This is a genomic window from Phycisphaeraceae bacterium (genome assembly GCA_019636795.1).
Lineage (GTDB): Bacteria > Planctomycetota > Phycisphaerae > Phycisphaerales > UBA1924 > JAHBWW01.
Map to the genome: position 1 here is coordinate 549,528 of JAHBWW010000003.1, position 25,479 is coordinate 575,006.

A 25,479-nucleotide genomic window follows, 5' to 3' on the forward strand; every position below is an offset into this window, starting at 1 on the left:
GATTCAAGGCTCTCCTGTCGTCGCATCAGTCGCCGAGGCGGGGGCCGCGGGCACCAGCGGCATGGTGCGCGGCGTGTCTCTCCCCTTGCCGTCGCCGAGCATGTCGATCAGAAACAGGTTCTGCATCGTGCGCGGGTGCGGGTTGAGCCCGCTGACACGCTCAGCATCGAACAGGTACATCGTCACGTAGTGATAGATCGGCACCATCGGCAGATCGTCCTCCATGATGAGGCGCTCGGCCTGGCTCAGCAGCGCCATCCGCCGGGGCACATCCAGTTCGAGCGCCGCCGCGTCGAGCAGCGCGTCGTAGGCCGGGCTCGAATACTTGCGGTCGTTGTTGCCGTCGCCCGTGCGGTTGAGTTCGAGAAAGGTCGTCGGGTCGCCGTAGTCGCCGTACCACCCGGCGCGGCTGGTCATGTAGTTGGCCTTCTTGAGATCGTCGCGGTAGACCTGCAGCTCCTTCTGGGCCATGCGCGTGCGCACGCCCAGGTGCTCCTGCCAGTTGCGGCTGATGGCCTGGGCGATCAGATCGTGCCCCGAATCCTTGTTGAACAGCAGCTCCACCGTCGGAAACTGCGACGGATCAGGCCAGCCCGCCGCCGCCAGCTCGGCCCGAGCGCGCGCCGGATCAAAGTCCAGCCCCGCCGGCGAAACATACCCCGCGATCGAGCTCGGCGGAATCAGCGTGGCGGCGACCGGCTCGCCCGTCCGCTTGATGTCGCGCACGATCGACTCCTTGTCGATCGCCATCGCAAAGGCCCGGCGCACCCGCGCATCGGCAAACGGATTGGCCCGCCCGTCGGGCAGCGTGGGCAGGCAGTTGAAGTTGTACCAGTACGTCGCAAACGCGGGGAACGCGTGAATGTTCTTGCGGGGATCGGCCGGGAGACGCCGATCAATCTCGAACTGGTCAAGCCCCTGGGCCCGCAGCCGCTCGAGCTCATCGGCGTGCTCGCGGTAGAACGCGAGCTTGGCCTGCCAGATGTCGGCGCGATAGTTCACCGCCACGTCCGACACCCAGTCCACCGTGCCCGTCTCGAAGGCCAGCACCTGCGCGTTGGGCTCGCTGACCTCGGGCGCGTAGATCGAGTCGATGTCCAGGTTCGCCCGGTCCCAGTAGTGTTCATTGGCGACGAAATACATGTCACGCTTGAAGCGCCAGCGCTCAAGCCGGAACGGGCCGTTGCCCACCAGCAGCGGCGGCTTGGTCCAGCCCATCTCCAGCCGGATCATTCCGCTGGACGCATCGACCTGCTCGAACTGCGAGACCAGCGGCGGGTACACCGGAGAGAACGTCGGGAACGCCGCCAGATCAAGAAAGTACGGCGTCGGCTGATACAGCCTCACGACCAGTTCATGCTCGCCCGCCGCCCGCACCGCCACCATCTCATCAAACCTGGCCACGGTCTGAGCCCACAGATCCATCGCCGCCTGCCGCGTGCGCTCGCGCGCCGGACGCGCGGCATAGGCGTCCAGCGCCGCCTCGCGCCAGTCGTAGAACTCGCGCGAGCCCTCGATGAGCTGAAAGAGCTTGGTGTAGTCGGCCGCCGTGTCGGGCAGCAGCGCACGCCGCCAGGCAAACACAAAGTCGCCCGCCACGACCGGCGAGCCGTTGGACCACTTCGCATCATGCCGCAGGAAAAAACGATACTCAAGCCCGTCGGCCGAGACCTCCCACCGCTCGGCCACGCCGGGCATGATGTCGTAGCCCCAGGTAAAGACATCGTTGCGCACCAGCGGCTCGAACAGAATCCGGCACACACGCATGTCGGGCACCCAGCTCATCCGCTGCGGATCGAGCGTCGTCACGCCGGTGCCGTTGAGCAGCGTGAAATCGGCCTCGGGCGTCGGCTTGTCCGTGAAGACAATCACCGCCACCAGCAGCACCATCGCAATCAGTGGAGCCATCAGCTTGGCCATGACGGAGCATACGCCCGCGCAAGCCCCAAGCCCGCCGCCACGCCCGCCGCCACGCCCGACTCGGGGGCTTTCTTCCTACTGGACTTTCTTCTACTGGATTGTCTTCTACTGGACTTTGAAGTGCGACGCCGCATGCCCGAACGGCTGCCGCGTCAGCACGCCACCTTCGCCCACGATCCGCAGCACCGCAAGCCGAAACTCAGCCATGTTGCCATCGGTCAGTCGCCGCGTGAGCACATCGGGCGTCGCGATGGTCGACTCGTCGATCCGCTGCTGGGGCGAACGCTCGTTGTGCTGCCCGACCAGCACCCGCAGCACTTCGACCGATCGCTGCGTCAGCCGCTCGAGGTGCCGCCTTGATGCGCCGTCACGCGGAACATCCTGATACGTGCGCGACACCAGTGCCAGCGTCTGGCCCATCAGGCCCCCGATCGAACGCATCGACGCCTCGTCAACCTGCGTCAGTCCTACCGCGACAATCCCGCGCACCGCGTCGGCCGCTTCGAGATACATCAGCAGTTCGATCATCGCTTCATCGGCCCCGCGAAAGTTCGACGCCTGCTGCCGCGACACGCGCGCCGCAACCGCATTGCACATCTCGACCAGCGCCGACCGCTGCGCCGCAGCAATACGCGGGCTGCCCGCCTCGGCCAGTGTCCGCAAGGCACGAACCTGATACAGCGTCACGTCCGCGTCCGTCTCCTCGGTCAGGCTCCGCCCCAGCGTCCGCGACAGCTGCACCAGCGTCTCGGGATACACCGCAGGATTGTCGGTCTTGCGCACTTCCAGAAACAGCACCCGCAACTGGCCCAGCGCCATCAGACGGTCGGCCTTGGAAGGTGTGCTGATCGCAGACTCGAACAGGATCGCCGATTCTTCTGACGCCACCTTGGCCGCAAGCCGATACCCGGCGAACCGATCCCAGTCCCGCTGCGACGCGATCAGCCTGCGCACCTCGGGCATCAGCGCCTCGGAACTCTCGATCCGGAACGCCACCGAAATCGAAGACCCGTCAAACATCTCCAGCAGCCGATCACGCCCGCTGCGCCGCGAGAGAAGATCCTCGCTCTGGAGCATCGTCTGCCCCGCACGGATGTACTCGCGGATCTGCGCCTTCTGAGCGCTGCTCAGGTCCGCAACTTCCTGAATCCCGGATGGAAGTGTCGCCGCCTGCCCGCACGCCATCGAAGGCACGCACAGCGCCAGCATCACTCCCGCAAACCAACCCAGTCTTCGAGACAGTGCTCGTCTCAAAACGGCATCCCCTCTATTGGTAGACCCGGCTGGCAAGCCCGGCTCATGCAAACCACTCGATCCTTCAAACAGGTGCGAAACCTACACCAATCCGCACCGCGCGTCAACTCTAGCCCCTGCCAACCCCTCCGACCCGCAACCCTAGTAGACCTCAAGCAGCAATCTGCCCGTGGCTCGCACCGAACGCCCGATCGCCCGGCGATCCCATTGCGACCAGGGCCCCGCCTCCGGGCTCACCCGCACAAACTGCGACACCACCTCGTCGTCGTAGTGCTCCGCAAGCCCCCGAATCAACCCCACCTCCATGCCCGCAATCCCGCACACATACACCAGCGTGCGCTCGCTCCGCAGCATTGGTTCCAGCTGCTCCCGATGCGTCACCAGACGATCCTGCACATACCCGCTCCCCGCCCCGTCCGGCCCCGGATCGCGACTGATCGCGGTCAGATAGGTGAAGTTCGGATGCTCCTGAGCCCACCGCTGCAGATCCTCGTCATAGAGCAGATCCGTCGTGTACGGAACCCCCATCACCAGCACGATCCGGCTGGCCACCCCGGCCGCCAGCAGTTCCTTGATCATCCCGCGGAACGGGGCAATGCCCGTCCCTGTCGCGAAAAAGACATAATCATGCTGCTCGGGCGCGACCGGAAGCAGAAACCGCTTCCCGCTCGGACCCGTCAACTGAACATCGTCGCCCACCGAGAGATCGCAAAGATAGTTGCTCGCGACACCCGTCAGGAGACGGTGCGTCTCCCAATGTTCGTCGAGCGTTCGCTTGACCGTCGTGGCGATGACCTGACCCTGCCCGTCTTCGCCAGAGGTCGGGCTGGCAATCGAATACAGCCTCAACTTGTGAGGCTTGCCCCGTTCATCCACACCCGGAGGCACCACACCAAAGGCCTGCCCGGCGCGGAACGAACCGGCAAGCCTCGTTCCCGAAACATCTATCGCAACATGGCGCACAAACCCTGAAGCTTTGCGACCCCGCGTGCACAGCGTCGACTCGATCACCCGACCCACCACCGGCTGGGCCGGTGTCACCACGTTCACGAGCACTTCCGGAAGCACCGGCTCGCCAGGAACCCCGTCGCCAGTCTTGCCCCCCGGTTGGTTGCTCATGGCCGATTGGTCGCTTGTAGTAGATGATGGCCCGGCGTGCGGCTGCATCGTCGCATCAGCCTTCATCTTCGTCGCTCATTCCTTCGTCTTCGAACGGCTCGTCGATCGGGTCAGACTCCCAATCGGTCGCAGGCGCGGCATTGCGATCCCGGCGGCCGGCGATCTCATTGAGGCGCCCGATCACCACATCCAGCTTTTCGCGACTTGCGCCACGCCCGCCCGTAGCGCCAAAGTCATCGGCCGCCGCGCCGTACGCCTCCACCGCAGCCTCCATCGCACGCCTGACCTCCGAGGCTGCCCGCGATGCCTGCTCGGCGAACCAGTTGGCATCGGGCAAAGGCGGATTCATCATCGCCAGCCCCTGCATGAGCTCCTGCAACGCGCCAAACGAACGCGCACGCTTGGCGTGCACATCGCCTAACGCCAGATTCGCTGTACCACGGGCGAACTTCGCATTGACCCGCATGTCGGCCTCGGCCTGCCGGGCACTCGAGACCGCCGACGCCAGCGCGGCGATCTGTTCTTCATACTGCGCATTGAGCCCGCTACCTTCGCCCCGGCCCGCACGAAAGTCGATCAGTCCGTTCGCTTTCTCCCGCACCTGCTGGGCAACCGCCGCGGCCTTGGCACGCGCAGCCGATGCTTCGCTCGCAGCATCCTGAGCCGCCTGACGAATCTCAGCCTGCGAAACCCCGATCAGCGCCTTCTGCTGCACGAACTTCTCGTAGGTCAGCAAGGCTTCGCGGGCTTCGGTCTCGAGTTGATTGGCCCGGGCCGAAAGGCGACTGACATCGAGCAGCTTCAGGTCCGCAGCGTGAGCGTGCGTCGCGATTGTCGGCGCAAGCTCCGCTGCCTCGCGTGCCGAAAGGGTCGAGGCCCGCAGTTCCAACTCCGCAGCCTTGTCCCGCTCGGCCTTCGACTGGGATTCGAGTTGCGCGATCTGAGTCCGCAGGTCCGCAAGCTTGCCGTCAATCACCGACTTCTCACGCTGCGCACGCTCGATGAATCCTTCGATCTCGCCCTCTTCGCTCACGAGCAAGGCCAGTTCGGGTGCGGGATCGTAACTCTGCGCCGCAGCGGCCTCGGCCTGGAGAGCCTGCCACGCACGAGCGAGCCCGCGCAGCTCAGTCATCTGCGCAACCGCCTGCTGTTCGAGCGTGTTGACCTTCAGCCCCACCCCGGCCGCGATGCCAGTCTGCGCACGACTCTTGAGGATCTGCACGCTTGCCTTCTCGGCAGCCGTCCCGTCGGGCGTCCCATCCAACGCCCGCTTCGCAGCCGTGAAACCCGAAGCAGCCACGCCAGGATCAGAACCCGAGCCGCCGCCAGCCGCGATCCCGCTGATCGATGCCCCAGCCTCCCTCACCGCGACCTTCGCCTCGGAGCGTCCATCGCACCCCGTCAACACGCAACTCGCCAACCCCGCCGACGCCAGCACCAACTGTAGTTTGCCCTTCATCGAAACCCTTTTCATCATGGCTCCTGTTCCATCGGCTGCAAGGACCATCAGCAGGCGGAGTCCCCCTCCGCAGTGAGCCACAGTTTAGGTCATACACCAACCCGCCGCACGAGACTACCGCTCGAGCTTCTCGATATCCTCAGCCTCTCCTGTCTTTGGATCTGGTGGGGGCCGAACCTCATAATCAATCGGATACTCGGGTCTCGGGCGGTACATCCCCGAAATCCACGCCACCGCATCCTCAAATCCCTTGTCCTCGGTCGATCGGAAAACGGAGCTCCACCCGCGACTGCCTCGCGTCCTCGCCGCATCAGGGTGCGGATACAGCGAAACATCACGCGGCAGCGCCATCTGCAACAACGGCGAACGCGCCGGCTCTGCGTAGTTGATCAGTGGCGTCCCATCGGCCAGTCTGAACCGATCCAGAATCACCATGTTCGTGTACACGGTTTGATCCGAGTTGATCTTCTGGTTATACAGCTGCAAACGCCCCGCCTCGGCTCCGCCATGACACTGTTCGGTCGAGCACGCGTTCATCAGCCATCGTGCGTGCACGTCGCTCCTGAACCTCTGGATCGCCGGCGGATGATCCCGGATGATCACCTCACGGTAGAGTTCTCGTGCCTGAAGTTTGAACATCAACTCCAGCACTTCTTCCGGGCGCTTGCGGAACAGTGCATCACGCCCCTCCGATGTGCTCGGGATCAGATGACTGCTCGCGTGAAGGCGGATCATGCGATCAATCGTTTCCCGTCTGATGATGATGCGCGGCGGCCTCTGCAAATCGACCTCATACACCTTGATGAGATTGATCTCCTCCGGCTTAAGCAACGGGAATCGCCGCCTCGCATCCACACGCTGCGAAAAACGTTCAGCCCCGCTCGGGCCGCTGAGCGATTCATCACGCTCGTCCATGACCCGCTGCTTGCTGAGCAGATCCATCTGAATCTTCAGCCAGCTGTGCAACTCGCGCGCCTGACGATGGAACGGATCCCGCGCCAGCACCGCGTCGACCTCACCCATCGCCAGTTCGTACTGCTCCCTTGCTCGCAGCCACTCGGCCAGCAGCGTACGCCCGTCAAGGTCCGAGTCCTTGATGAGACGCCGCATGTTCTCATACCGCTCAATCAGCGGCGGCAGGATGCGGATCGTTCGTACCAGGTTCCCGGAAAATCGAGTTTCAATCCCCTCGATGCGCAGCACCACCTCATCCTCGCTGTGCGACACCAGCAGGCCAGTCACCTCACGCCCACCTTGCATCAACACCACGCACTCACGCAGCGCCGTCTTCTCGACATGCACTGAAGGTTGGTCCCCATCCGCTTCCTGTTCTGACTCATTCTGCCAAACTGCCCCAGCAGGCGCACCGGCACCGACCACGCCCGCCGCGATCACTCCCGCGCAGCACCAGATCAGGATTTGGATTCTTCCGGCACGCTTCAGCATCCCGCCATGATACGCGAAAACCTCACGCTCAGTCAGGACTCTGGAACGAATGCAACTGCGAGAGTGACAGCACACGCTCATCACGCTGTATCCGCACCGCACGATCCAGGGCAAGCACATGCCCCGTAACCGGCTGAATGAACTCGACGCTGCCCTTGTCATTGAGTCTCAGTTCGATCGGGCCGGGAACATCGCTGCGAAACTCCACAAAGTATCCGGGCAGCCAGACCTTCACCCCAGCACACACGCGCTTGCGGATCGTCAACTGCGCCGCGACCAGACCGAGCATCAGACTTGCCAGTTTCTCGCTCGAAGTTCGTACTCGGTCAAGATCCTTCTTCGCTTCGCTCGCGGACAACTCCAGTTCCGCCAGTTCCTCTGTCTGCTGCGCAGTGAGGGCGTTGAAATGCCGCTTCAGATCCCCCACCTTGCGCTCCGCTTCTGCAAAGACACGCTCCAGTTCAGGGATCAGATCCAATGTTCGTCGGGCTACCTCTTCCTGTTCCCTCAATGAACCAAGAACAACATGAGTCGAAACCCCCCCATATCCGCCGAGCAACCCAATCTCTGCGTGCCCAACCACCGAGTACAACCCCCCGCGCACCGATGCCCCGGCCGCAAACATCGGGCCATGCACTTCCAAATTGCAGTTGTTCACCTCGTTCTTGATCGTCACCGGGCCATAAATGATCCCGCGCACTCCATCGAGATACTTCGCCTCCAACGATCGTCCGACCTCGATGACACCCTGCTCGCGCCCCGCCATGCCCCCGCGAAGCGTCAGATGACGACCACATCGAATCGTGGCAGCCTCGACCAGACCCTTGATGCTCAACGATCCTTCAGCATTCACCACGAACTGGTCCTTGACACCCTCCTCAACAACCACATCACCAGGAAAACGGATATTGCCCGTCGAGAAATCGACCGCTCCACGCACTGTCAGCACCGGCTCAACCCCGATCAGATCATGCTTGCACACGAGATGCCCGGGACGCCGCGCTTCAACAAATTCTTCATCCCGTACGCGAATGTTCTCGTTAAACTGCATCTGACATTGCAGGCCGCTCTTGGCTGCGATGGCTTCGCCATAGATGTCTTCGCCATCCACTCCATCCGTCGGATGGATGATGCGCCCTATGCGATCCCCCCTGCGCACGATCACAAACGACGACTGCTCGCGAAAATTCACCGCCTCCTCGCTCGATTCCGACACATCCTCTTCAAGCGACACAAAGACACGCCGGCGATGTGCGATCTCGGCAAGCTGCTCCTGAATTTCAGTCGTGAACTCGAACCGCCCCGCTTCGCCGTTCTTCGGCGCCACTCCGCAAGCCACAAGCGCCTCGTGCCGTTCGTCCGGAGCCTCTCGGCACCGATCAACCAGCTGCGCAATCTCCTCTTCATGGATCACACGGCGAAGAATGCCCGCTGCGTCCAACTGACTGATCAGCGTCTGGGCGTCAAGCTGCGCAGGGTCATAGCCAGGTGTCACCAGCAGCACAGCGCGCACCTTCCCCTCTTCGTGTCGCAGTTTCAGACATTCCGAGAGATCACGACTCATCAAACACGCTCACGCTTCCGGCGCAAATCCACTCACGCCGCCTTGAACTTCGCCATCGTCTCGTCAATCCGCTGAAGCAGCAAATCCGGAGTGAACGGCTTGACCACGTAGTTGTTCACGCCCGCCTTGATGGCCTCGATCACGCGGCCACGGTCGGCCTCCGTCGTCACCATGATCACCGGTGTCGTCTTGTTCGAATGCCGAAACGACTTGACAAACGTCAACCCATCCATAGTCGGCATGTTCCAGTCCACGAGAATCAGGTCCGGATTGAACGCCGCGACCTTGCTCAGTGCGTCCTGCCCGTCGCCGGCCTCCTCAATCTCCGTCACGCCCAGCTGTTTGAGCACAGCACGCTGGATATTTCGCATCGTCTTCGAGTCATCAATCAACATCACACGCATCACGTAAACCCCCACTTCGACCCAAACCGTTCTTCCCTGAACTACGCCCTTGCTCGTGCGCTCGACGATTGCACTTCCTCAACTTCGCTCGCCAGACGAATCGCGATCTCGATCGAGAACCCGCCCAAATCTGTCATGCACGGAATCACAACGCAAGGCATCCCCTTCTGCTGCGCGATGAAGTGTCCAGGCCCCACGACCACACTCGGACACGCGATCGACACCGAGCGCAGCCCCAGATTCGCCTTTGCTCCGCCTGCCACCATGTTGGCCAATTCTCCGATCGCGTCTGCAAACTCCGCCTCATCTCGTTCAAGTCGCTCACCACAGAACAGCATCACCACCGCTTCGGCTGTATCGATCGGAAAACTGAGCACGACCGATCCATTGACATCCCCGCTCATCCCGATCACTCCCGACACGTCGCGCGGGGCAGCGAAGCCATTCTTCAACCGCGGCATGCCGACACTGACCGGAAGCTGCATCATCGTCATGAGCACATTTTGAATGCTCAGTATGAACGGCTCTATGAGTTTCAAGTCCATCATCACACTCCTGTCATTCATGCAGCTACTGCCTGTTGCCCTTCACTTCGCAGCATCCACCGCGCGAGCGCATCAACCTCCACAATCCAAATCGCACACCCATCCGTGCCCACGCTCGCCCCAATGAATGGACATCGCTCTCCCTGCCCAGTCATCGGCTTGACGACTACTTCTTCCTGCCCGATCACGTCCGACACCACCAATGCCATCAACTGCTCGTGCACTCTGAGAACGACCGCAACATGAGCTACCTCGTCTTGCTGTCTCTTCACGCCAAATGCTTCCGCCGCCAGGATCGCCGGCACCTCCCGCTCCCCGATTCGCAGCACCCGAGTTTGCACGATCCTCTTCAACTCCTGATCCTCGAGTTGCACAATCTCCACAACACTGCTCAGCGGCAGCGCATAAATCTCGCACGACACCTCCGCCAGCACCACGGGTAACACCGCAATACTCAGCGGAATGCGCACACGGATTGTCGTCCCCCGGCCTGCCACACTCCCGACTGTGATCTCCCCCCCGAGTCTTTCAACATTGGTGCGTACAACATCCATGCCGACACCACGACCCGAAAGATCGCTCACCTGCTCCGCAGTCGAAAAACCGGGCGTAAAGATGAACCGAAACACCTCGTCGTCGGACATCGCCGCAACTTGACTTGTTGTCGCCAGACCTCTCTCCACCGCCTTGGCAGCGATCTTTTCGCGACTCAGCCCGCGGCCGTTGTCGTGCATGACAATCTGCACGCAACTCCCATCCTGAATGGCACGCAGCGCAATCGTCCCTATAGCATCCTTGCCGGATTCGAGCCTCTCGGCCCGCGTCTCGATGCCATGATCCGCGCTATTGCGCATCAGATGCACCAGCGGGTCATTGAGCGCTTCGATCACAAACTTGTCAAGTTCGGTTTCGCCGCCCTCAACCACCAACCGAATCTGCTTGCCCGTCTTGGTCGCAAGTTCACGAATCACGCGCCTGTACCGACCGAACAGACGCGACAGTGGCTGCATGCGCGCACGCATGACCGCATTCTGAATGTCTGTCGTCACCTGCGCAAGCTTCTGTGAAGACGTTTCCATCGCTTCAAGCACTTGCGTCTCAGGCGTTGCGCCCGCTTCGAGACCGCGCACAAGCGACACGATTCGATTCTTCTCGATCACCAACTCGCCGACCAGATTCATCAGCGTCTCCAGACGCTCGACTTCGACGCGAATCGTGGCTTCCGGTGTGTTCTCGCTCGCGCCTGCCTTGCCGCCTGACGCATTTGCATCATCATCGCCCTCGACCACGCCCCAGGGCTTTCGCTCGCCGACCTCCACCACGCACGCGCCGCGATCCTGTCCTATCTCATTCAATCGCTTCACGAGACTTTCAGGTGCAGCCTCTATCTCAACCACCCCACGATGCATCTGCTCCAACTGCTTCCCAAGTACCCCCGACGCAGCCAGTAACAGTCCTATGAGCTCGTGTTCAGTGCCAGCACGACCGATGCGGACCGCATTGAGCGCGCTCTCCGCAGCGTGCGCGATCTCCACCATGTTGCCCAGCGCCAGGAACGACGCGCTCCCCTTGATCGTGTGCAGAGCACGAAACGCCTGATCAATCCTCCCCGGATCGGGTGTCGCACTCGATTCCATCGCGCCAAGATCACGCTCCAACTGTTCGAGCAGTTCGCCCGCTTCAGTCAGAAAGTCATGAATGATCTCCGGCTCGAATCCGCCAAGCGACATGCACTACCTCTTCTGCGATTCCTCGCCACTTCCCCTCAAACGCTTCGCAAAGCAGTTCCCCCGCGAAAACCGCTCCTCCTCAAACAGTTCCGTCACTTCATCGGTGTGTTCACCGCGCCCGACGATCAACACTCCGTCACCCGCCAGATGTTCATAAAACGTGCGCACAACGCGAGCCCTCCTTGCCTGGTCAAAGTACATCATGACGTTGCGGCAAAGAATTAAATCCCATGTGCCACGCGCCCGCGTGCTCATTGTGTCATTGAGATTGTGAACCTGAAACGAAACCAGATCCCTGATTTCGTCGCGCACATGCCACTTCCCGTCCACCTCACGCAGATACTGCGCCCTGATCGCATCAGGAATTGAACACGCAACAGCACTCGCATAGACCGCGGTTCGCGCCGTGCGTACCACACGCTCTGATATGTCCGTTCCGAGTATTTCAATGTGCCATTCCGCGAGCCGGGCTCCGAGTAATCGGTGAAGCATGATCGCCAGCGTGTACGGCTCTTCCCCGGTCGAGCACCCCGCCGACCAGATGCGAAGATGCCTGCTCTCCAATCTCGCATCTAGCAGCACCGGAAGAATCTGCCGACCCAAAACCTGCAACTGTGACTCATCACGGAAGAAACTCGTCTCATTGATCCCGACTCGGTCAAGCAACTCCTGAAACTCCTCCGCCTGATAGGGGCCAGTCGTCAGCAGTGCGAAGTACTGGTCAAAGTCATCCATGCCGAGCTCTGCTAAGCGCGTTCCCAATCGGGACTCGAAGACATGGATCTTGCTACCCGGAACGCGAATCCCGCTCCGGGTGCCGATCACTTCGCGCAACCTCGCAGCCTGCAACCCGCTCAGTTGAATCCCGTTGTTCGTGATCGTCACGCCAGATTCCTCCCCGACGAACTTGCCGCAAGCCGCGCTCGCGCTTTGGCTCTACGTCCAACTGCTGCCAGCAGCACCTTCATCTGTTCTGCATTGCCAACCGCATTGGCAAGCCCCGCCCGAATCACATTGCCTGGCATCTCATGCACCACACATGTCGTGCGCTCCTGCGCCACCACCGCAGCCCCTGCCGCGCGCAGACTTCCCGCACCGGCGGTCCCGTCATCGCCCATTCCCGTAAGCAACATGCCGAGCGCATGTTGGCCATAACTTTGAGCCGCGCTTTCACACAACTCGTTGACGCTTGGCTTGAACACGTCGCCCGAAGGCTCGCCTGAGACCTTTAGCCGCATTTCACCACCGACGCTTACCACACGCAGATGGCTCCCGCCTTCTCCGATATACACCACCCCAGGCTGAACCCGGTCCCCATCCTCAGCGATCATCACTTCCACATTGGCCATCGCCCCGAGCCGCTCTGCAAAGCAGCGCGGGAACAGCCCCGGCATGTGCTGCGCGATCAGGATCGGAACCTGCCACCCCGGCTCAAGCGAACACACCAGCGACTCAACCATCGGAGGCCCACCTGTATTGGCCCCGATCACCACCACACTTATCTCCTGCTCAACAATCGAACCAACAACTCCCTCAGACAGTGATCGCTCGTGAATCGGACTCCCCGATTCACCATTCGCCCGAGGAGCACCGACAGCTCTCAGTTTCGCGACCAGTTCCTCTCCAAATCTCGCAGGGTTGCGTTGACACGAGTCCAACTCTTTGGTCACGAAATCCGCCGCGCCCATCCGCAGGGCCGCCAGTGCCTCCAAACTACCGTCTTTGGTCAGGTGCGAACACATCACGACCCCTGGTCTGGGGTTCTGATTGAGACGAAGAATTTCACGCAACACAGCCAGTCCATTCATTTCCGGCATCTCAAGGTCAAGAGCGATCAGATCGGGCTTGAGCGCCATCGCCTGCATCACACAGTCACGTCCGCTCCGCGCCGTGCCAACCAATTCCAGACCCTCAGCCTTCTCGATGATCGAAGAGATCACCTTGCGCATGAAAATCGAATCGTCAGCAACAAGCACTCTTGACATGGGCGCGCAACCTCGGTCCAGACATTGGACCTATATCCCACGTATCGAGTAATTGGCGAGCCCAGTTTACTCTGCTCTCATGGGAAGACACCCAAAGCCCGTGGCATACAGCACACTTCCCATTTCGAGGTGCCCCGCCCGACTCACAGCATCCCCAATCCTGGTGGGGATGCGGTACAACCTGCGCACTCACCGCGGGACAAAAACAACGAGACGCCGAGTATGCGGCGTCTCATCAATGCCCAGAAGAGGACTCGAACCTCCACCCCGTTTCCGGGACCACCACCTCAAGGTGGCGCGTCTGCCAATTCCGCCATCTGGGCTGCTGGTTGTCGTCCCGCCGGATGACAGCGGGAGCGAGTATAGGCCACAACCGTCCAGTCAACCCTCTCACCCATTCGGACTTCGCAGTCAGGTTGCCTATCCTACTTCTCTTCCTGCAGGAAGCCGGTGTGCAGCACCCAATTCCTCGCCGGGATCAGCGTGGGTACGAACAGGTAGAACAGTCCCTGAAACAGGTGTATTGGTCGCTTCGCGCTGCTCGCAAGGCGCGAAGCCTAAAGGATCGGACTCGATGAGGATTTTCATGCTCGGGTGGGAGTTTCCTCCCTTCATCGCGGGAGGGCTTGGTACGGCCTGCTACGGCCTGACCAAGGCTCTGGCACGCGCCGGGCACGAAGTCCAGTTCGTCCTCCCACGGTCGATCGACCGTTCGCATTCCTCGCACGTTTCGCTGCTTTCGCCCGACGAACTTCCACACCTCCCCGACGATGTGCTTGGTCGTGAATTCCCTCCTGCAACAGGGTCGACCGCATCACAAGGAACTTTGCAGACATCGACCGAAATCATCGAACGCCGCGGGAGTCGGGTCGAGATGATCCCCGTTGATGCCGGGTTCAGTTCGCCGTATCCCGAGTTTTCGGGGGGAACAACTCTCGCGCTCAGCCAGATGATCGAACAGATCCACCACGACCGTCAAACTGGCACGATTCGCATCGGTGGCATTGAACTTCCAACAAGCAGCGCCACAGCCGCAATGCTGCGCGAGGCGTACCGACGAAAGGACGAACTGTCCGCCGCCGAGGGCCATTATGGATCGGATCTTTTCGGCGACGCCCAGCGGTATGCGTTCCTGTGCGTCGCCCTGGCTGCGACACGTCAGTTTGACGTCATTCATGCGCACGATTGGCTGACCTACCCGGCTGGGATCGCCGTCCGCGCCATGACCGGCAAGCCTCTGGTCGTCCATGTTCACGCGACGGAGTTTGATCGCTCAGGCGATTGTGTCAATCAATCTGTCTATGACATCGAGCGTGCCGGAATGGCGGCTGCGGATCGCGTCATCGCGGTCAGCCAACTGACGCGCAACATCCTCGTGCGACGTTATGGCGTGCCCGGAGAAAAAATCGACGTGGTCTACAACGGCGTCGATCAGGATTCCGCACAGCCCCCGACCGGCGCCATCATCGAACGCGACGACAAGATTGTCCTGTTCCTCGGTCGCATCACGATGCAGAAGGGGCCTGAGTATTTCATCCGGGCGGCCAAGCGCGTGCTCGAGAAGGTTCCCAATGCGAAATTCGTGGTCGCGGGTTCGGGCGACATGGCGCTGCGGATGATCAACCACGCAGCCGAGCTTGGCATTGGGCAGAAAGTGCTGTTCACCGGGTTCCTGCGCGGTCGCGACGTCAAGCGCATCTTCGACATCGCGTCGTGCTACGTCATGCCCAGCGTCTCCGAGCCATTCGGCATCGCGGCGCTCGAAGCGATGCATCATGACACGCCGGTCATCATCAGCAAGCAGTCGGGTGTCAGCGAAGTCCTGTCGCACGCGCTTAAGGTGGACTTCTGGGATGTGGACGAAATGGCCAACAAGATCGTTGCGGTGCTCAAGTACCCCCCACTGAGCAAGACCCTGCGCGAGCACGGCGCGCTCGAACTGCGCGGGCTGAGCTGGGACGGTGCAGCGGGCAAGTGCGTCAAGACCTACGCCCGCGCGATCGCGTCGCACGGTTGATATTGAACCCCTTCGGCGTGATCCAGCACACCGAACCACAGACAGATTCGTTGCGTAGGCGTTCTGATGCGCCCATAGACTTGATGTCCGCAAGAGGAGTTTGTCATGCCAAGCCATACCGCCAGTGCCGTCGCTACGTTCATCGCTTCCGCCGCGCTGGCCATGAGTTCATTTTGCGGGACCGCGTACGGGACGAACCCGGACCCGCAAGCCTCGCCATACATGCGTGTGGTGACGCCGGATGAACGGACACTCCAACTTGACATGGCTGTGCGCACACTGATCCCGAAAAACCCGAGCCATCCGATTGTGCATCTCGTCGGCGCTATCCATATCGGGGATCGTTCCTACTACGGCGATTTGCAAGCGTACCTCGATGTGCATGACATTGTGCTCTACGAAGGTGTCGGCGGCGCGCGCACGCCCAGACTCCTGACCGACACGACGCGCGACCGCAGGACGACCGAGCACCACCTGCAATTCCTCGGTCTGATGGCCGCAGACGTTCAGCGTCGAACGAACTCATGGCCTCAAGATCGCGATGCACTCCTTGGCCAGTTTGCAGGAACAACCCGCACCCTGATTGAGAGTGCTCTGACCGATGCCTGGGGGAACCAGATCACGATCATTGCGTCACCCGACTCGTTCGACGCCTTGAGCCTCGGGGCCGATCATGCGATCGGGGGCGAGGACGATAACGAAGACATCAGACTTTCGGATCTTCGTGCCGCTGCTGCCGAACGCGAGATCGTTCGCGAGAGCGGAGGTCTCCAGCGCGATCTGGCTGATGCCCTTGGTCTGGAGTTTCAGCTCGATGGGATCGACTACACCAAGCCGCATTGGCGCAACAGCGATCTTTCGATCGACGAAATTCGGGCTGCAATCTCCGGGCGTGATGCGCCTGCCGACGCCCCGGCCAATCCTGACGCTGAGTCCGGCAAGCCCACCGACACTGAGCGAGCAGCCAACGCCCTGTTCAGCGCGCTATCCGGCGAATCGTTCCTGGCCAAGACGGGAGGGTTTCTCTTCAAGATGCTCGGCTCGAGCCCGCGCGGGCGCACGATGATCAAGGTGATGCTGGCCGACACGCTCTCGCACGCCGATGATCTGCTCGGTTCGCAGCCGGGTGTTATGGGCGATTTGATGAAGGTGATCGTCGATGACCGCAACGTTGCCGTGGTGCGCGATCTTCAAGCCATCATCGAAAATGAGCCAACCGCTCGCAGCGTTGCGATCTTTTACGGTGCTGGCCACTTTGCCGACCTTGAAACCCGCATCAGCAATGAACTCGGGTATGCGTGGGACAGCACGATGTGGATTCCGGCGATGACCGTTGATCTTCAGCAGGCAGGCATGACGCTCGATCAACTCGCCGGGTTTCGCGCGATGATGCGAACCAGTATTCAGAGGCAGATGCGGCAGGGGCAGTAAGCCCAAAAACGAAACTCAATCCCTCGGCACGGGACTGGCGTGTGCAATCGGATCCTCGCCTCGCAGCCTCCGCGCAATGTCCACAATGATTCCCATGTGATGCGTAATCAACTGATGCGCGAGCAATGGCGGCCCATCGAACCAGATCGGGTCCACGCCCGGAGGTGATGTGTTGGTAGCGCCCACAAGCCAATCACCTGTTGCAGCGTATGGAAACAGTTCGAAGTCCGCGTGCTCGAGCGCCGCATCAAGTTTGGCAAGAAACTCTGACCCCGGCATCATGCACCGCGAAGCGGCATCAATGCGCACAAACTCGGCCAACCTCGCGCCGCGGTGCGGCGTCCCGAGTGTAAACAACCGTGCAATATTCAGCCGATGCTCGCGATCGGGCAGTGCAGCGGTCCGAGCGACCAATCCGCCCATCGACACCGCCACGACATCGACCTGCTCGCCGTTGGGAGACAGTCGAGACTTCGCCAGCAACACGGCGCGATCGGCCAGCGGCATGATGTCCGAGCCGTAGGGATACGACAGCCACGCGAAACTCTCGGGCGGCGCACCCGTCAGGCTCCGCAGCCGGCGCATGAGCACATACGCAAGCGTGCGTGGCGAGCGCCATCCGGCGAGGACCAAGATCGGCCGCTGGAGCGCGATCGGACTCGCCTTCATGCGGCGAACATCAGCAGCCAGCCATTCGCGTGTCTTCATGTTGTCCGTTCGCGATCGACGGTCAGTGGCACCGCCCGGGGTCCGCTGGTCGCAGCGATGCGCTCGGCTGCCATCTTCTCCCACCCGCTTCCGAGTTCACCCTCGGGATCGGGCGGCACAATCGACACCTTCTTCTCGCCGAGCTTCACTTCGCCTGCACGCACACGATCCTGAAACACGCAGCACTCGTGAAGCAATCGATCGAGAATTTCGGTTTCGGGCACGATTGCAACCCGCTCGCCCTGAACATAGATGATGCCCTTGCGATCGCCCGCGAACACCGCCACATCGGCGCCTTCAGCCTCACCGGGGCCATTGACCACGCAGCCCATGACTGCCACTTTCATCGGCACCGTAATGGCCTCGGCAAGTTTGGCACGCACCTGCTGCGTGAGGGTGAACAGATCGACCTGTATGCGCCCGCATGTCGGGCACGCGATCAGTTCGGCCCCGACGCGCTCGCGCAGCCCAAGCGACCAGAGCAACTCGAGCCCATCTTCAACTTCATAGATCGGATCGCTGGCATAACTGATGCGAATCGTGTCGCCAATGCCATTGGCCAGCAAGGTGCCCAGCGCGACGACCGAGCGGATGCATCCGGTTTCCTTTGGCCCAGCGTGAGTCACGCCAAGATGCAGCGGATGATCGAATCGCGCGGCTATCTCCGTGTAAGCGTCGATCACGACTGTCGGATCCATGCTCTTGGCGCTGATGCAGATGTCGAAGAAGTCTTCTTCGTAGAAAATGTCGAGGTACTCCTCGAGTTTGGCGATCATGATCGCGAGCAGGTAGCCGTGCTTGTGGTGACTGAAGACCGCGCCCAGTTCGCGCGCTCGCTTCTGCTTGTCCTTGCGTTCGATGATCGAGCCTTCGTTGACCCCGACTCGGATGGGAATGCCTGCATCCTTGCACGCCCGGATGACGTCTCGCACCTGGTCTCGTTCGGTGATGTTGCCGGGGTTGAGGCGGATCTTGTGGATGCCGGCTTCGACGGACTCGAGCGCACGCTGAAAGTGAAAATGCACGTCAGCGACGATCGGAACCGTTGTCTGAGCCAATATCTCGGGAAGGGCAGCAGTGTCCTTGCGCTCGGGCACCGCGACACGAACGATGTCGGCCCCGGCCGCGGTCAATTTGTGAATCTCTGCCACGCAGGCGTCGATCGTGTGGGTATAGCCCGCGGTCATAGTCTGAACGCTGACCGGAGCAATGGTGGTGCCGTGGAGTCCGCCCCCAATTGCGACGATGCCTGTCCGATCATCGCCGATTCTGATCTGCCGTGTCGCGCGTCGTGGTGTCATCGCGGCAATCGTACGACGACGCTCCGCAGCCGGGTCGCTGGTTCGACGGGCGACATCCATATTCGCACTCTGTTCGTTATCCTTGACCATGCCATGAAATACTCTTCGGAAAATATCGTTGGTCCTTACGAACAAATCTGTCAGTTGGAGCATCCAACCTGCGGCCGGTTTGTGTAAAGACGCGCAAGGGAGAGCAACCGAATGCGTCGGAGGAGTTTCGAGTATGTTGACTGCACGAGTCGAAGCCATGGACACGAGTTTGGTGACATCTCCTGCTCCGGATGACATGTCCCCGATCGAAGCCGCGATCATGGACGGCTGTAATGCCCTGCATGCTGCGCGTGCTTCGGGGGATGAAGCGTGCCGCCGTCGGATCCGGGGCGAGCTCTTTGAACTACTCGACCGTTACGACGCGACCGATGGCGAGGACCATCCGAACCCGGCGTGGTCGAGGCCGAACCAGCGCGCGTTGGTGCATTCAGCCGCTGGCGAGCTCGATGCCGCGATCCGTTTTGAGATTGCTGCCCTGCCCTACGCCGACACGAACCGTCGCAAGGAGATCAGTCTGGGCAATCTTGCAGAACGGTGCATCCGTGCAGGTCGGCATGACGATGCGGTCGAGTGGTTCCTGCTGGCGCAGGAAATCGCCCCGCACCGGGTACCGATTCTGTTGACTGGTGCGCAGGCGCTCTTTTTCGCTGGGTATCTTGCCGAGGCCGATCAGATTTTCGCCTCAATGCTCGACATGACTGAACTGCTCGCTGTCGGGAGCGAACTGACTGCGTATCTGGACTACGAGCCGCGTCTGCGCGTGATGGCTGCGGAACTGCCCTCGCTTGCAGAGTTGTATCGCCGATGGAACAAGACCCAGGGTCGGTGAAGGACTTGAAGGGGACTCACCATGATGAACCAACAGCAACAAGACGAGTTCTGGCGGCTGTATGAAGCCAAGGCCCGCAAGGTGCTCGAAGGTGCCTGTGTGCGTGCTTCGCGCAGTCTTTCCGGCGGGTCAATGGACGTCTTCGACATGATCGCCTGGATCGACGACCGGGTGTGGCGCATGCTCAAGCTCGAACAGGCACCCCTGTTTCATGAACTCGTCTCGCCGGAAGAGGCGGTCGAGCGCGTACTCGCGCACTCCAAGACCTTGAGTCGCTGGGCGTATCTCGCACTGAGCCGACGCCACTGGAAGCGTCTTGAAAGGTCGCAGGAATTCGTCGCACAGACATCGAGAGCCGAGCGCCTTGCGTATGTCAAGGCTGCGGAAGTGGACATCGAAAAGCAGGAAGAAATCGACGAAAAACTGGCCAAGATCCGCTCCACAGTGTCGCAGAATGTGCGTCGCCGGGCTGCGGCATCATGGCAGGACCTTGCCGAGCGCCATCGCATCGCAGCCGCACTCGGGGCAACTGAAAAAGAGGATACCGACTTGATCGAACAGACCACCTCAGGGGAAATCAAGATCAATACTGTCGAGCAGATGCGCAGCCGTTCGATTCGGCGTATCCGGGAGATCGTTGCCGAGCACGCCAGCAAAGCACTCGTGCTGATGGCGGTTGTGTCCGCATTGGTCGCAGCGGTCCCGGCGCACGCTGGCGAGCAAAGTGGAGGTCGAGGCGGCGGGTCGGCAGCAGCCGAAATCCAGGTGCTCGATCACAATGCTCTGCGGGCAGGCGAACAAAGTGGTGGCCGAGGCGGACGGGGCTGATTTCACCCCCAAGTCACTCAAAGCCGCCGAAGGGACTCGAACCCACGACCTGCGGTTTACAAAACCGCTGCTCTACCAACTGAGCTACGGCGGCGCTCGCCCAATCCTATCCCGGCCGGACGAGGAATCGTTGAGTCCCTCCGACCATCAGCGGCAGCTGCCATGACGTGACCCATGGCCCGCACTGATTTTCAATCGGCGAGAAATTCCTATCAGACCGTACCCGTTCTTCCTTGCCAAGATGCGGATCTTGGGGTACACTGTGCTCGTTGAGATTGAGTCTCAGTTACGACCATTTATCCCCCCTTTTCGAGGAGTGTTGTATGCTTCATCGCGCGATTTCCGCCGCAGGCAGCGTCTGCCTGCTGGCGACAATGACTAATGCGAACATTCTCGGCTTTGTCGAGTCCTTTGACGCTGGGCCCGCCAACTGGAGAAACTTCAACAGTTCGGCGGACCTGGAATGGTCTGCTGCAGGCGGCCCCGACGGGTCGGCCTATGCGTCAAGCGTGTTCAACCTCTCGGGCACGACCGTCGGCGGGTTTCCCCCCACCGTCATTCGTGCTCATGCGAACTTCAACTCCTCGAACAGCGCGTATGTCGGAGATTGGATCGCGGCCGGGGTGACAGGGGTTTCGTTCGATTTTCGTCACAACCTTTCTGAAGCCCTGACGATCACCGGGCGGTTTGCGACGCCCAACAACCAGTCCGGAGCATCAATCGAATCGACAGTTTTGATCCCGGGTGATGTATGGACCACAATCTTCGTCGATCTGACCCCGAACAGTTCGGATTTCATTTCCTTCGGCAACAGCAACTACAACGCGATCTTCAGCAACATCGGGAATATTCAGCTCGGATTCAACGTGCCTGTGTCGCTGGCGGGTCAGAATATCGATGCGCGATTCGATATCGACAACTTCCGCATTGTCCCGGCTCCGGCGTCGGCCCTGTTGATGGTTCCGGGCTTGCTCGCCTGCGTCCGTCGTCGCCGCTGACGCAGCATCGCCCGACCGAGTCGATTCAAACTACACAAAGTGTGCCAGCAGGGTGTCGCGAAGACACCCTGTTGCGTTTTGTGACACTGGCCAGGTTCATCTCGCAATTTGTGGGAGTTGGATCGGAACCTTCGGAGCGAGAACCCGTATGACATAGTGTCCGACATTCATCGGATTGGTGATTGCCTATTGGATCCTGATTCAAAAACCCGCATTCGCGGACCGGCAAGAGCCAGCACAGCAGGAAGAAGCCAAGCAATACCCCTCAGCGGATCGAGTGCCGGTGTGTTACAGGTGCAATCGTTGCGGGGGTGTGGGATATCGGGCTATAAAGCCCCGGATGCCTGGGGAGAGGAATCGTGACGAAGATGCCGGATCACTGGCGGCAGGCGGTCATCGCTGCACTCAATCGACTCGTTCATGGCGACCAACGCGGGTTCGAAGACACGCTGTGGCTCGAACTGGGCGATTCATGGTGGCCTTTGAGGCAGGCGCTGATCCGCAAAGGTCTGATCGAGGTCACTCCCCAATCGAGCTACCCACGACTCACTCCTCGGGGCGAAGCTTTCCTCCATCGCACTGGGAAACACTGAATCAGCGCGAGAAACTCCCCTCGGCGGGGTCGGCGAACTTCCCCGGATCGCCGGCCCCGCTCCCCATTTTGATTCACGCCGGTCTTGGCCAGAACTGCAACTGAGGCTGAACAACAGCGTCGATGCCGCCGCCTGGACCCGCAAAGCGCACAAGTGCTTCGGGCTGGGCGGATGCCCACTTGAGCATGGCGAACATGATGATCTCGCCCCCGAGCATCGGGCTGATGGTCGAACTGGTCACAGTGCCGATTGCATTGTCCTGGTTGTCGCGCGCAAAAACTGGAGTGCCCGTGACAGGCTGCCAGTCTGAAGGGATGGCGGTGCCCTTTTCAAGGCGAATTGCAGCGAGGCATTGTTTGGGATGGCCAAGGCTTTTCATGCGGGCGACGATTTCCTGTCCGAGATAGCACCCCTTGGCGAAACTGACGCGATCGTGAAGTACGCCTGTCTCGGCGGGAAGTGAGTCCGTGCCGAAGTCGAGCATGAAGAGGGGCTTACCCGACTCGATGCGGGCAATGTTGAACGCGTGCCACCCAGCCGGGCGCACTCGGATCGGCGGCTCCGATTCGTGCTCTTCGGCGTGGGCGAGAATGGCGCGCCACACGGAGGATGCATGCTCGGTTGGAACGGTGATTTCAAACCCAGGTTCGCCGGCACGATCCCAGCGGTCGGCGATCACATTGACCCCAGCGATTTCGAACGAAGTGACCTTGCCAGCGGCGTTGAGTGAAGCGGATGGGCCTGAAAAGCGTGCGAGGAGTCGCGGCGCGTCGGGGCCATGCAGAGCCAGGCGGTGCACTGACTCGGTGACGTCGAGCAAGTGGACATCTTCACTGAAAAGGTATTCGCTGAGCGTTGCGATGGTGGCGCCAACGGCATGAACATCAAGGTCGATCAGAACTCGATCTTCGAGCGCGACGACGCGGAGATCGGCGCGAATACGCCCCTGCCGATTGAGCCAGAGGGCGCAGCGAGCCTGACCGGGCTGGAGATCACCAAGTTTCTGCGTGAGCATGCGGTCGAGGAACCCGAGGGCGTCGGGTCCGCGCAGTTCGATGGTTCCGCGCTGGGGCTGATCGAAGAGTGCACAGGCTCGCCTGAGAGCTGCGTATTCGAACTCGATCTCGTCGAAGCGTTCGACGACCTCGACAGCGTTGCCCGCTGGGCCGTAACCGAGCGTTTCGGGCAGTGGATCGGTGATGTGGGGAAGAATGGGGCTTTGCCTTGCCATTTCGCTACACTCCTGTGGCATGTCAGCGGATCCTACGCTGCACCGGAACACACACTTTGGAGATTGAACGTGAACATCGAGTTGCTCAAGCGTCTTTGTGAAACCCCCGGAGTCCCTGGGCGTGAAGAACGAGTGCGTGCCCTGATCGAGAAGGAAGTGGCGGGGTTGTTTGATGAGGTGTCAACTGATGCGCTGGGCTCGTTGATCTGCCGTCGAAAGCCTCGCGCCGGAGCGGGAGCTGGGGCAAAAAAGAAGACCGGAGGCAAAGGCGGCGAGCCTCTCAAGGTCATGCTGCTGTGTCACATGGATGAGATCGGGTTCTACGTCAATCACATCGACGACAAGGGTTTTCTGTGGCTTGATCCGGCGGGAGGTTTTGATGCGAGAAACTTGTTCTCGCGCCGCGTGAAGGTGTGCACCGCGTCGGGCGATCTGCCGGGCGTGATGAATCCGGGCGGGAGACCCATTCACATTTCGAGTGAGGCAGACCGGAGCAAGGTGCCGGAGATCAAGGAGTTTTGTATCGACACGGGGCTCAAGGCAGACAAGGTCAAGAAGACCATCAAAGTCGGAGACTACGTGGTGATGGATGAGCCCTTCCGCGAGATGGGCGACAAATTGGTCAGCAAGGCGATGGACAATCGTGTCGCGTGCTGGCTTGGCATCGAATCGGTGCGTCAGGCAGCTGCAGCCAAGTCGGGTCATGCATGCGAGGTCATCGTGGCGTTCACGACTCAGGAAGAAGTTGGTCTGCGAGGGGCGCGGGCAGCTGCGTATGCCGTCAAGCCTGATATCGGGTTTGGGATTGATGTGACACTTGCGGTGGACACCCCGGGCGTTCCGGATCAGGAAGCCGTGACGCGGCATGGGCAGGGGTTCGGCCTGCACCTGAAGGATTCATCTTTCATTGCAGATGCGGGACTGGTCGGACATGTGGAAAAGGTCGCGATTGCGCGCAAGATTCCGTATCAGCGCACAATTCTTGCGCGCGGCGGCCAGGATGGTGCGGCTGCCCAGCAGGCGGCAGCCGGCGCCAAAGCCATCGGCATCACAGTCGGTACCCGGTATATTCACACTGTGACGGAGATGATCGACAAGCGCGACCTGAAGGCAGCGTGCGACATCCTCGCGGCGATGATCGGGGAACTGAAGTAGAACGATCCGATGGCAGAGGTCAAAAAGCCTCTGCCATCGATTAGACAGGGTTAATGCACGACGGACGTGACGTTTTCGATGATCTTGACAGCGTCGCGGACGGGGAAGGGCTTTTTGAGGAAGCCGTCGTACCCGGCGGAACGGAGTCCCTGGGCCTGGCCATCGGTGAGTTTTCCGCTCATGGCGACAACGCGGGTCATTTGCATGTGATCGCTGTCGCGGATGAGATCGGCCAGACTCTTGCCTTCGGTGTCGGCGATGTGGATATCCAGCAGGACGACATGTGGACGAAAGCGTTCACACTCGAGGCCGGCTTTGAATGCGCTGTTGGCGGTCCGGATTTCATAGTCGGTGCCTTCGCGAAGGGCTCGTTCGAGGGCGTCGACGATCTCGACATGGGAATCGACGATGAGGACGCGGGTCTGGCCCATGGCGATGCCCTCGACGGGGATGCCGTGGGCCTTCATGAAGCGGTAGAGCTCGGCGACGGGAATACGGCGGTCCTTGGATCCGGGGATGCGATAACCCCCAAGTTGACCTGAATCGAACCATTTGGAGACGGTACGGGGTGCAACCTGGCAGATCTTGGCGACTTCGCCGGTGGTGAGAACGTCCTTGTCAAGCGGCATGAAACAACTCCTCCGTGGCTTGCTAGAGACTGATCGCGTGAGTCGCACCGATCATGCCGTTTCGATCGGCATAACGAGGAGGGCAGTTGATCTGATGGGAACATCGAAATGGGATTGGGGGGGAAACCGGCAATTGTCGCGCGTCTGGACCGTAAGGAATACCCCAGACCCGGGTGGTGGACGGTTGAACGTGATTGGAAGGGATCCGCTCGGTCTGTGCGACGAATCGACGATTGGGCTACGATCATCGCTCGGATTGACGCGATCGGGTGCGGGTCGGTA

At 60.8% G+C, this 25,479-nt stretch carries 22 protein-coding genes and 2 tRNA genes; 7 read left to right on the top strand and 17 right to left on the bottom strand.

Annotation, left to right across the window (positions count from 1 at the left end; all coding sequences use genetic code 11):
- Positions 1-3 precede the first annotated feature (3 nt).
- The 12 genes from KF757_08430 to KF757_08485 all read right to left on the bottom strand — a co-directional run bounded on the left by KF757_08430 (position 4) and on the right by KF757_08485 (position 13,749).
- A complete protein-coding gene (locus KF757_08430; protein MBX3323001.1) occupies positions 4-1,920 on the bottom strand; it encodes a peptide ABC transporter substrate-binding protein in 1,917 nt (638 codons plus the stop codon).
- 105 nt (positions 1,921-2,025) lie between these two features.
- Positions 2,026-3,174: a hypothetical protein gene (locus KF757_08435; GenBank protein MBX3323002.1), complete on the bottom strand. Its 1,149-nt coding sequence runs from the start codon at positions 3,172-3,174 to the stop codon at positions 2,026-2,028.
- Between the two features lie 141 nt (positions 3,175-3,315).
- On the bottom strand, positions 3,316-4,293 hold the full coding sequence (locus KF757_08440) for a hypothetical protein (protein MBX3323003.1): 978 nt from the start codon (positions 4,291-4,293) through the stop codon (positions 3,316-3,318).
- A 55-nt stretch (positions 4,294-4,348) separates the two neighbouring features.
- Entirely contained in the window at positions 4,349-5,770 is a 1,422-nt protein-coding gene (locus tag KF757_08445; protein MBX3323004.1) for a hypothetical protein, read from the bottom strand.
- Positions 5,771-5,866: 96 nt separating this feature from the next.
- On the bottom strand, positions 5,867-7,198 hold the full coding sequence (locus KF757_08450) for a hypothetical protein (protein ID MBX3323005.1): 1,332 nt from the start codon (positions 7,196-7,198) through the stop codon (positions 5,867-5,869).
- Positions 7,199-7,226: 28 nt separating this feature from the next.
- Positions 7,227-8,762 carry a DUF342 domain-containing protein gene (locus KF757_08455; protein MBX3323006.1) on the bottom strand — a complete coding sequence of 512 codons (1,536 nt, stop codon included), beginning with the start codon at positions 8,760-8,762 and terminating at the stop codon, positions 7,227-7,229.
- A gap of 32 nt (positions 8,763-8,794) precedes the next feature.
- Positions 8,795-9,169 carry a response regulator gene (locus KF757_08460; protein ID MBX3323007.1) on the bottom strand — a complete coding sequence of 125 codons (375 nt, stop codon included), beginning with the start codon at positions 9,167-9,169 and terminating at the stop codon, positions 8,795-8,797.
- Between the two features lie 38 nt (positions 9,170-9,207).
- Positions 9,208-9,732 (bottom strand): chemotaxis protein CheX, encoded by a 525-nt coding sequence (locus KF757_08465; protein MBX3323008.1) that lies wholly within the window; start codon positions 9,730-9,732, stop codon positions 9,208-9,210.
- The gene (locus tag KF757_08470) at positions 9,729-11,441 is read right to left on the bottom strand and encodes a chemotaxis protein CheA (GenBank protein MBX3323009.1); all 1,713 of its coding nucleotides are present in this window, start codon (positions 11,439-11,441) and stop codon (positions 9,729-9,731) included. The genes KF757_08465 and KF757_08470 overlap by 4 nt, the downstream gene beginning before the upstream one ends.
- A gap of 3 nt (positions 11,442-11,444) precedes the next feature.
- Entirely contained in the window at positions 11,445-12,326 is an 882-nt protein-coding gene (locus KF757_08475) for a protein-glutamate O-methyltransferase CheR (GenBank protein ID MBX3323010.1), read from the bottom strand.
- Entirely contained in the window at positions 12,323-13,426 is a 1,104-nt protein-coding gene (gene cheB / locus KF757_08480) for a chemotaxis-specific protein-glutamate methyltransferase CheB (protein MBX3323011.1), read from the bottom strand. The genes KF757_08475 and cheB overlap by 4 nt, the downstream gene beginning before the upstream one ends.
- A 239-nt stretch (positions 13,427-13,665) precedes the next feature.
- Positions 13,666-13,749 (bottom strand) — tRNA-Leu (locus KF757_08485).
- A gap of 251 nt (positions 13,750-14,000) precedes the next feature.
- Here KF757_08485 and KF757_08490 point away from each other — a divergent pair.
- A complete protein-coding gene (locus KF757_08490; GenBank protein MBX3323012.1) occupies positions 14,001-15,443 on the top strand; it encodes a glycosyltransferase family 4 protein in 1,443 nt (480 codons plus the stop codon).
- Between the two features lie 105 nt (positions 15,444-15,548).
- Positions 15,549-16,874 carry a hypothetical protein gene (locus tag KF757_08495; protein MBX3323013.1) on the top strand — a complete coding sequence of 442 codons (1,326 nt, stop codon included), beginning with the start codon at positions 15,549-15,551 and terminating at the stop codon, positions 16,872-16,874.
- 15 nt (positions 16,875-16,889) lie between these two features.
- On the opposite strand, the gene KF757_08500 is transcribed toward KF757_08495, so the two are convergent.
- Together KF757_08500 and ispG are read right to left on the bottom strand one after the other, a co-directional pair.
- Positions 16,890-17,582, bottom strand: a complete 693-nt coding sequence (locus tag KF757_08500) for a hypothetical protein (protein MBX3323014.1) — start codon at positions 17,580-17,582, stop codon at positions 16,890-16,892.
- Entirely contained in the window at positions 17,579-18,973 is a 1,395-nt protein-coding gene (ispG, locus tag KF757_08505) for a flavodoxin-dependent (E)-4-hydroxy-3-methylbut-2-enyl-diphosphate synthase (protein ID MBX3323015.1), read from the bottom strand. Before ispG ends, KF757_08500 begins: the two co-directional genes overlap by 4 nt.
- A gap of 133 nt (positions 18,974-19,106) precedes the next feature.
- Here ispG and KF757_08510 point away from each other — a divergent pair, with 133 nt between their 5' ends.
- Together KF757_08510 and KF757_08515 are read left to right on the top strand one after the other, a co-directional pair.
- Positions 19,107-19,763 carry a hypothetical protein gene (locus KF757_08510; GenBank protein MBX3323016.1) on the top strand — a complete coding sequence of 219 codons (657 nt, stop codon included), beginning with the start codon at positions 19,107-19,109 and terminating at the stop codon, positions 19,761-19,763.
- A gap of 21 nt (positions 19,764-19,784) precedes the next feature.
- The gene (locus tag KF757_08515) at positions 19,785-20,591 is read left to right on the top strand and encodes a hypothetical protein (protein ID MBX3323017.1); all 807 of its coding nucleotides are present in this window, start codon (positions 19,785-19,787) and stop codon (positions 20,589-20,591) included.
- Positions 20,592-20,612: 21 nt separating this feature from the next.
- Here the strand turns inward: KF757_08515 and KF757_08520 are convergent.
- Positions 20,613-20,685, bottom strand: a tRNA-Thr gene (locus KF757_08520).
- A gap of 229 nt (positions 20,686-20,914) precedes the next feature.
- Here KF757_08520 and KF757_08525 point away from each other — a divergent pair.
- The gene (locus KF757_08525; GenBank protein ID MBX3323018.1) at positions 20,915-21,589 is read left to right on the top strand and encodes a hypothetical protein; all 675 of its coding nucleotides are present in this window, start codon (positions 20,915-20,917) and stop codon (positions 21,587-21,589) included.
- Positions 21,590-21,948: 359 nt separating this feature from the next.
- Positions 21,949-22,182 (top strand): hypothetical protein, encoded by a 234-nt coding sequence (locus KF757_08530; GenBank protein MBX3323019.1) that lies wholly within the window; start codon positions 21,949-21,951, stop codon positions 22,180-22,182.
- Positions 22,183-22,255: 73 nt separating this feature from the next.
- On the opposite strand, the gene KF757_08535 is transcribed toward KF757_08530, so the two are convergent.
- Positions 22,256-23,434, bottom strand: a complete 1,179-nt coding sequence (locus tag KF757_08535; GenBank protein MBX3323020.1) for an aminomethyltransferase family protein — start codon at positions 23,432-23,434, stop codon at positions 22,256-22,258.
- Between the two features lie 48 nt (positions 23,435-23,482).
- Between KF757_08535 and KF757_08540 the strand changes: the two genes are divergently transcribed.
- The gene (locus tag KF757_08540; protein ID MBX3323021.1) at positions 23,483-24,568 is read left to right on the top strand and encodes a M20/M25/M40 family metallo-hydrolase; all 1,086 of its coding nucleotides are present in this window, start codon (positions 23,483-23,485) and stop codon (positions 24,566-24,568) included.
- A gap of 50 nt (positions 24,569-24,618) precedes the next feature.
- Here KF757_08540 and KF757_08545 read toward each other — a convergent pair whose 3' ends face one another.
- Positions 24,619-25,197: a response regulator gene (locus KF757_08545; GenBank protein ID MBX3323022.1), complete on the bottom strand. Its 579-nt coding sequence runs from the start codon at positions 25,195-25,197 to the stop codon at positions 24,619-24,621.
- Positions 25,198-25,479 lie beyond the last annotated feature (282 nt).

Coding starts and splice junctions, on each gene's coding strand:
- KF757_08510 (MBX3323016.1), top strand. CDS start 19,107: ATGTTGACTGCACGAGTCGAAGCCATGGACACGAGTTTGGTGACATCT.
- ispG (MBX3323015.1), bottom strand. CDS start 18,973: ATGGTCAAGGATAACGAACAGAGTGCGAATATGGATGTCGCCCGTCGA.
- KF757_08525 (MBX3323018.1), top strand. CDS start 20,915: ATGCTTCATCGCGCGATTTCCGCCGCAGGCAGCGTCTGCCTGCTGGCG.
- KF757_08490 (MBX3323012.1), top strand. CDS start 14,001: ATGAGGATTTTCATGCTCGGGTGGGAGTTTCCTCCCTTCATCGCGGGA.
- KF757_08515 (MBX3323017.1), top strand. CDS start 19,785: ATGATGAACCAACAGCAACAAGACGAGTTCTGGCGGCTGTATGAAGCC.
- KF757_08495 (MBX3323013.1), top strand. CDS start 15,549: ATGCCAAGCCATACCGCCAGTGCCGTCGCTACGTTCATCGCTTCCGCC.
- KF757_08465 (MBX3323008.1), bottom strand. CDS start 9,732: ATGAATGACAGGAGTGTGATGATGGACTTGAAACTCATAGAGCCGTTC.
- KF757_08450 (MBX3323005.1), bottom strand. CDS start 7,198: ATGCTGAAGCGTGCCGGAAGAATCCAAATCCTGATCTGGTGCTGCGCG.
- KF757_08445 (MBX3323004.1), bottom strand. CDS start 5,770: ATGATGAAAAGGGTTTCGATGAAGGGCAAACTACAGTTGGTGCTGGCG.
- KF757_08430 (MBX3323001.1), bottom strand. CDS start 1,920: ATGGCCAAGCTGATGGCTCCACTGATTGCGATGGTGCTGCTGGTGGCG.
- KF757_08470 (MBX3323009.1), bottom strand. CDS start 11,441: ATGTCGCTTGGCGGATTCGAGCCGGAGATCATTCATGACTTTCTGACT.
- cheB (MBX3323011.1), bottom strand. CDS start 13,426: ATGTCAAGAGTGCTTGTTGCTGACGATTCGATTTTCATGCGCAAGGTG.
- KF757_08500 (MBX3323014.1), bottom strand. CDS start 17,582: ATGAAGACACGCGAATGGCTGGCTGCTGATGTTCGCCGCATGAAGGCG.
- KF757_08440 (MBX3323003.1), bottom strand. CDS start 4,293: ATGAGCAACCAACCGGGGGGCAAGACTGGCGACGGGGTTCCTGGCGAG.
- KF757_08455 (MBX3323006.1), bottom strand. CDS start 8,762: ATGAGTCGTGATCTCTCGGAATGTCTGAAACTGCGACACGAAGAGGGG.
- KF757_08535 (MBX3323020.1), bottom strand. CDS start 23,434: ATGCCACAGGAGTGTAGCGAAATGGCAAGGCAAAGCCCCATTCTTCCC.
- KF757_08545 (MBX3323022.1), bottom strand. CDS start 25,197: ATGCCGCTTGACAAGGACGTTCTCACCACCGGCGAAGTCGCCAAGATC.